6 protein-coding genes are annotated in these 5,766 nt (G+C 33.2%); 3 read left to right on the top strand and 3 right to left on the bottom strand.

The window, feature by feature from the left end:
- A partial coding sequence (locus ACWVCY_RS05180; RefSeq protein WP_455140845.1) for a hypothetical protein occupies positions 1-180 on the bottom strand: 180 nt, incomplete at its 3' end.
- 459 nt (positions 181-639) lie between these two features.
- On the opposite strand from ACWVCY_RS05180, the gene ACWVCY_RS05185 reads away from it, so the two are divergent.
- Entirely contained in the window at positions 640-1,656 is a 1,017-nt protein-coding gene (locus ACWVCY_RS05185; RefSeq protein WP_455140847.1) for an ABC transporter ATP-binding protein, read from the top strand.
- A 10-nt stretch (positions 1,657-1,666) separates the two neighbouring features.
- Positions 1,667-2,635 carry an ABC transporter ATP-binding protein gene (locus ACWVCY_RS05190; RefSeq protein ID WP_455140849.1) on the top strand — a complete coding sequence of 323 codons (969 nt, stop codon included), beginning with the start codon at positions 1,667-1,669 and terminating at the stop codon, positions 2,633-2,635.
- A gap of 151 nt (positions 2,636-2,786) precedes the next feature.
- On the opposite strand, the gene ACWVCY_RS05195 is transcribed toward ACWVCY_RS05190, so the two are convergent.
- Positions 2,787-3,311 (bottom strand): HAD family hydrolase, encoded by a 525-nt coding sequence (locus ACWVCY_RS05195; protein ID WP_455140851.1) that lies wholly within the window; start codon positions 3,309-3,311, stop codon positions 2,787-2,789.
- 30 nt (positions 3,312-3,341) lie between these two features.
- Positions 3,342-3,572, bottom strand: a complete 231-nt coding sequence (locus tag ACWVCY_RS05200; protein WP_455140853.1) for a hypothetical protein — start codon at positions 3,570-3,572, stop codon at positions 3,342-3,344.
- 287 nt (positions 3,573-3,859) lie between these two features.
- On the opposite strand from ACWVCY_RS05200, the gene ACWVCY_RS05205 reads away from it, so the two are divergent.
- Positions 3,860-5,766 (top strand): ABC transporter substrate-binding protein (locus ACWVCY_RS05205; RefSeq protein WP_455140855.1); only part of this gene is annotated, 1,907 nt, incomplete at its 3' end.

A 5,766-nucleotide genomic window follows, 5' to 3' on the forward strand; every position in this document is an offset into this window, starting at 1 on the left:
AAGGTCAGCTTGCATAAATTCCGCGACTGTTTTAGCGTCAGGAAAATATGGTCGTTTTACTGGCATATACCACAATTCCAGGGATAATTCCTCTGCAGCAAGTGCGGGGAGTGGTAAACTTGCAAAGAACAATCCTAGAATTAATGTTAATACCAGAAGTTTAAATTTTGTATTATTCAAATTAAAATTCTCCTAGAATCTGATTTTCGAAAACCAGTTACAATAAAAAGAAAATTATTCTGATTTTCAAAAACAAGTTGCTACTTCCACTGAAACGTTTTTAAACATTTATATCAAGTCAACGAAAATAATTTCCCTAAAAAATCATATTTTGTGTTTTCTACGTTAATTAAGCGATAATATTCATTAACCAGATGATTGAAATTAAAGACGCTTAGATTTTACTTTACATATGTTCAAAGGAATTTGAATAACGTTTTTGTGAGAATATTATTAAAAAATTAAAAATTGAGATTCAAATTAATTTGAAATAATGTAATAAGTCTTTTATTTTTAATTTCTACAAAACCAAAGAGATTTGTCTTCTTTTTATAACAATACAGATGAATAGAAGAAAGAGATTAAATACAAAATTTAAAATCCGATACAAGAATATCTAATTAAACGTTGGTATCACATTTGGATTCAAATTTCTCAGAAAAAGATCTGGTTAATACCATCGAAAGAGAAAGTGAATTTCTTGTTAAGATAAGAAATTTAAAAGTATATTTTTACACTGAGGAGGGCATAGTTAAGGCCGTCGAGGGTATTGACATAGATATTAAGAAAGGAGAAACATTAGGCTTAATTGGAGAATCAGGATCAGGAAAAACTGTTTCAGCACTTTCTATTATACAATTATTACCGATTCCCCCTGCAAAAATTATCAGTGGATCCATTTTATTTAAAACTAAGGATTTATTACAATTTTCAAATAAAGAGATGCGTATAGTTCGTGGGGGAAATATATCAATGATCTTTCAAGATCCAATGACATCTTTGAATCCTCTTTATTCAGTAGCTGACCAAATTGCTGAAAATTTAAGGGTTCATCAAAAATTAGATCCAAATGAAGCAAAAACTGAAGCTATAAGAATGATGAAAGAAGTAGGAATACCTGATGCAGAAAAACGTTCACAAGATTTTCCTCATCAATTTTCCGGTGGTATGCGACAAAGAATCATGATAGCAATTGCTCTTTCTTGTCGACCATCTTTACTCATAGCTGATGAGCCTACAACAGCACTTGATGTTACAATTCAAGCTCAAGTACTTTATTTAATAGATAAATTAAAGCAGAAATATAATACCGCTGTTCTTTATATAACACATAATTTTGCCGTTGTTGCAGAAATAGCTGATCGTGTAGCAGTAATGTATGCAGGATATATTGTTGAAGAAAACTCTTGTTTAGAATGTTTCGTGAATCCGGCACATCCCTATACACGAGATTTATTATCTTCAATACCAAGAGTAGATCGAAAGCTTGATCATCTCGAAGTTATTAAAGGTTCTATCCCAAATTTAATTAATCCTCCATCTGGATGTAGATTCCATCCACGCTGCAAAGATGTAATGGATATATGTAGCAAAGAGGTTCCTAAAAGATTAGAGATAGCTCCTCGTCATTTTGTTCGGTGTCATCTCTATAGTTAGAGGGAATATAATGAATGAAATTCTTAGATTAGAGAATCTGACAAAGAAATTTCCAGTTCAAATGGGAATTTTTGGTACTCGAAGCGGCTCTTTTATTCATGCTGTTGATAATGTAAACTTTACTGTTAATAAAGGAGAAACATTTGGATTAGTTGGAGAGTCAGGGTGTGGAAAAACTACAGTTGCAAAATTAATTTTAAAGCTACTCTTTCCAACATCAGGGAGAATATTTTTTGATGGTAAGGATATTTTTAGAAATAGAAAAACCCAAATGCGTAGAAGAATTCAATTGATATTCCAAGATCCATACTCATCATTAAATCCCAGAATGACAGTTTATGATATTATTGGTGAACCTCTTGATATTCACAAATTAATTAAAGGGAAGAAAAAGAAAAAACGAATTCTTCAGCTTATGGAAACTGTTGGATTAGCCCCATTTCATTTATATAGATATCCACATGAATTTTCTGGAGGACAACGACAGAGGGTAGTTATCGCAAGAGCTTTAGCCGTCGAACCTGATATTTTAATTATGGATGAACCAGTTTCAGCATTAGATGTTTCAGTTCGAGCACAAGTCTTAAATTTACTTGAAAAACTACAGAAAGAATTTGCTCTTACATATATCTTCATTTCACATGATCTTTCAGTAGTCAGACATGTTTGTAATAGGGTAGGTGTAATGTATCTCGGACAAATTGTAGAACTAGGAGAAATTAATGATCTTTTTGATTATCCCCAACATCCTTATGCTGAAGCTTTAATTGCTTCTGTTCCAATCCCTGATCCAAGAACAAAGAAGAAAAGAGAATTGTTAACTGGAGAAGTACCCACTCCCATCGATCCTCCTAAATGCTGTCGATTTGTAAAACGCTGTAAATATGCTCAAGAAAAATGTTCACGGGAAGAACCTCCATTAGAGGAAATAAGGAAAAACCACTGGACAGCTTGTTTTTATCCCACTGATTCACGATAAATTCAATAATTTTGTAAACGACTAAACTAAATGTTATTATTGGGTATTAATAGAAGAATAATATATTTGTTGTATTAAAAGAACGAATTACGTTTGAAGAACCTAGAAAAAGTATTAACTTGATACTATCTTATATTAGAACAGAATACTATTATTCCTTCAGCTCCATTTCTAACCATTCATGAACTAAACTTGGAGTTTCATCAAGCTTTCTAACATAATGAAAAGTATCATTCGTTTCAAGGTCAGAAAAAGTAGTTCCATTTCGTGAGACCATGATAAATTTGAAACCCACCTTTTTTGAATGTGCAGCTTCCTCTCGTGAATCTCCAATGAAAATTGTTTTCGCTGGTTGTGCTTGGGTCAATTCAATGATTTTTTTATAATAGATTCCAGTTAATCCTTTTTTAGGGGCCTTAACTATATCATATCCGATTAAATATTTAAATAATCCTTCTAAATTATGAAGAATAATAACCCCTTTAATGTGGTGAGAACTAGCGGAGGATGCTATGTTTAAATTAAGAGTAGGAATCTGAGATAATTCTAATAATGTGGATCGAACTTCTGGAAATAAAATAGGAATTTGACCTTTAGCTAATGCATTATATTCCACAATTGATGCTTTGATATGATCTTCAACCTGCATTCTTTTACTTTTTGGTATTTTAGTCAATATAAATTGCTCCCATTCTTTATCAATCCTTTACATTTCCTTTAAAAAATAATCAGGGTCAATTTCACATTTAGGGTCAGTAGCAATTTTATTGACTTTATCAAGCCATTGATCTAAAGCTTTTCTATGAAGACAACTAATTCTTCTATGAGAAAGACCAATAGGGGATAATACCATGGCTAAATACGCCTCATAATTTTGAAATACCTCTCTTAAATCAACTAATGGCCCATGCAAGTCGAAAAAAATATTCCAGACCAATTTAATCCCTAAGGTTATTTTTGAAAAATATAGCTTAATAAAACTTTAAACGAATTTTTCAAAAAATTTCCTCTCCTCTTTTATGGAAAAGAATATTTGCCTCTTTTAGGACCAATCATCTTCACTTAGTCTTTTTTCTAGATTTTCTTTTATATCATTTATTTAATATATAATCAACCTGAGATTTTTATCCTAATATTGACAAAATGGTTTGAAAACACATATAGATACAAATCTTTTTAAACAATTAAGGTATAGGATTATAATTGTTCCCATGAAGGGATTTAATGAGCTTTTATTCTTTATGTAGACGATTCTTTTTTCTATTATTTTACTTCTCTTTTATAATAAGTCCATTAATTATCACTCCACATGGTGAAGTTGGACAGGACTATTTCTTCTCTGTTAATATGCTAGCACCTATAAGTGGACCATTACGATTACTTTGGGAACAAATGATGGTTCCAGAATTTGCTAAAATAGGTATCAAAGCTGAATTAGATTATGTAGGTTGGCCGACTCTTTATCCCCGTTCAATTAAAGAAGAAGTTGGTGCTTATAAAGATGGAGGTTATGATCTTATTGTTCTTGGAACGGGGGTGGGAAGTCCCATAAGACACCTTGGTGATGGATTACAAGGGGGTTATGGTACTACTGCCATCCCCCCAGCTGGGTTTAATATAATGTACTGGGCTAATGATCCATCCAAGCATTATATGACCTACCGCGCTGAAGAGTCGAATAATTTAATCCAAAGAATAAGGACAAATTACAATCGTTCTGAATTAGGAATGCAACTTGTTGAATGGCAGAAGATCTGGTATGATGTCTTACCACATATTGTGGTTTACACTCCATATGACGTGCACGCGATTTCCTCTACCCTTTATGGTTATGATCCTGTATTTTTCCCCTTCGATTCTCTTATCACAATGTGGGGCCGACCCACTGTTACTTTTGCAGTTTCTGGCTGTGGACCTCCATTTAATCCAATATTTGCTGATAATATTTATGATATATACAGTGTAGGTTCATCAATGGCTGGTCTAGTTCAACATACTCCTTCAAAATACCTTGTTTTACCTATGAATACAGATCGTGAAGCTTGGATGACCACCAATTTTGGTACGACGGAATATCTAAAAGTTATTCCAAGGATTGCCACAGAAAGAGGTAATTATTCTAATAATGGGCTACAGTATAACATTACATTATGTGATAATGTCTTTTTTCATGATGGTCATCAGCTCGATGGGTGGGATGTCGCATTTTCTCTGCAAGTTAAACTAATTCCCACTTTAAGTAAAAAAAGTGGTAGTAATTCGGATGAATTATGGGCTGAATGGATTCTCCCGTTTGGTTTAGATGATAAAGTCAATCATCGGGGGAATTACTCTGTTATTATTGAGGATAAAGATGATGATGGTTTCTTTGAACATATCAGTTTTAATTTCGTTACTATTTTTCCCTCCTTTGTAACTGATGTATTAGATTTTAGTATTTTCCCTGAACATATTCTTGGTGATCCAGTTAACCATGGTTTTGATAAAAGTGGGAATTTTGATCCAAATCTCTGGCTCTGTAAACCATCGGATTGGTCAGCTCACTCATTTAATACTGGTCATTCTTCTGATCCTGGTGGTTTAAACGGACCCATTGGAGCTGGTCCCGTAGTTTTTAAAGAATATAATGCTACTAAAAATGAAATTACTTTTGAGAAGTTTGATGGGATACAATGGGATCACATAACTAAAACCTGGGTTTCAAATACATCCCTTAGATACTTTGAGTTTTCTGAAGGTAAATGGTTTGCTATGCCTACATCTGCAAAAGTAATTATGGCTGGCATGGATATTGCTATCGCTGAAATGAAATTAGGAATGGTTGATATCCTTGATCCATGGTATATGCTAAGAAATGTTTTCGATGAAATCCAAGCTGCATCTACTATTACCCCTGTTCTAACACCTGCATCTGGTTGGCAATCTCTCTATATGAATCCTAAATTCGAAGAAGGAGGCATTTACCACTTAAATAAAAAAGGGGTAAGACATGCCATCAGTCATATAATTCCTCGTGAAGAAATTACTGATAAATTATGGAATGGGCTCGCTATTCCCGCTTATACTCCCATACCAATTACTTCGTGGGCTGCAATTTCTGAAACGGATCTTTTAGCATATAAGAAGACTCT

The organism is Candidatus Hodarchaeum mangrovi (genome assembly GCF_975850365.1).

Coding starts and splice junctions, on each gene's coding strand:
- ACWVCY_RS05190 (WP_455140849.1), top strand. CDS start 1,667: ATGAATGAAATTCTTAGATTAGAGAATCTGACAAAGAAATTTCCAGTT.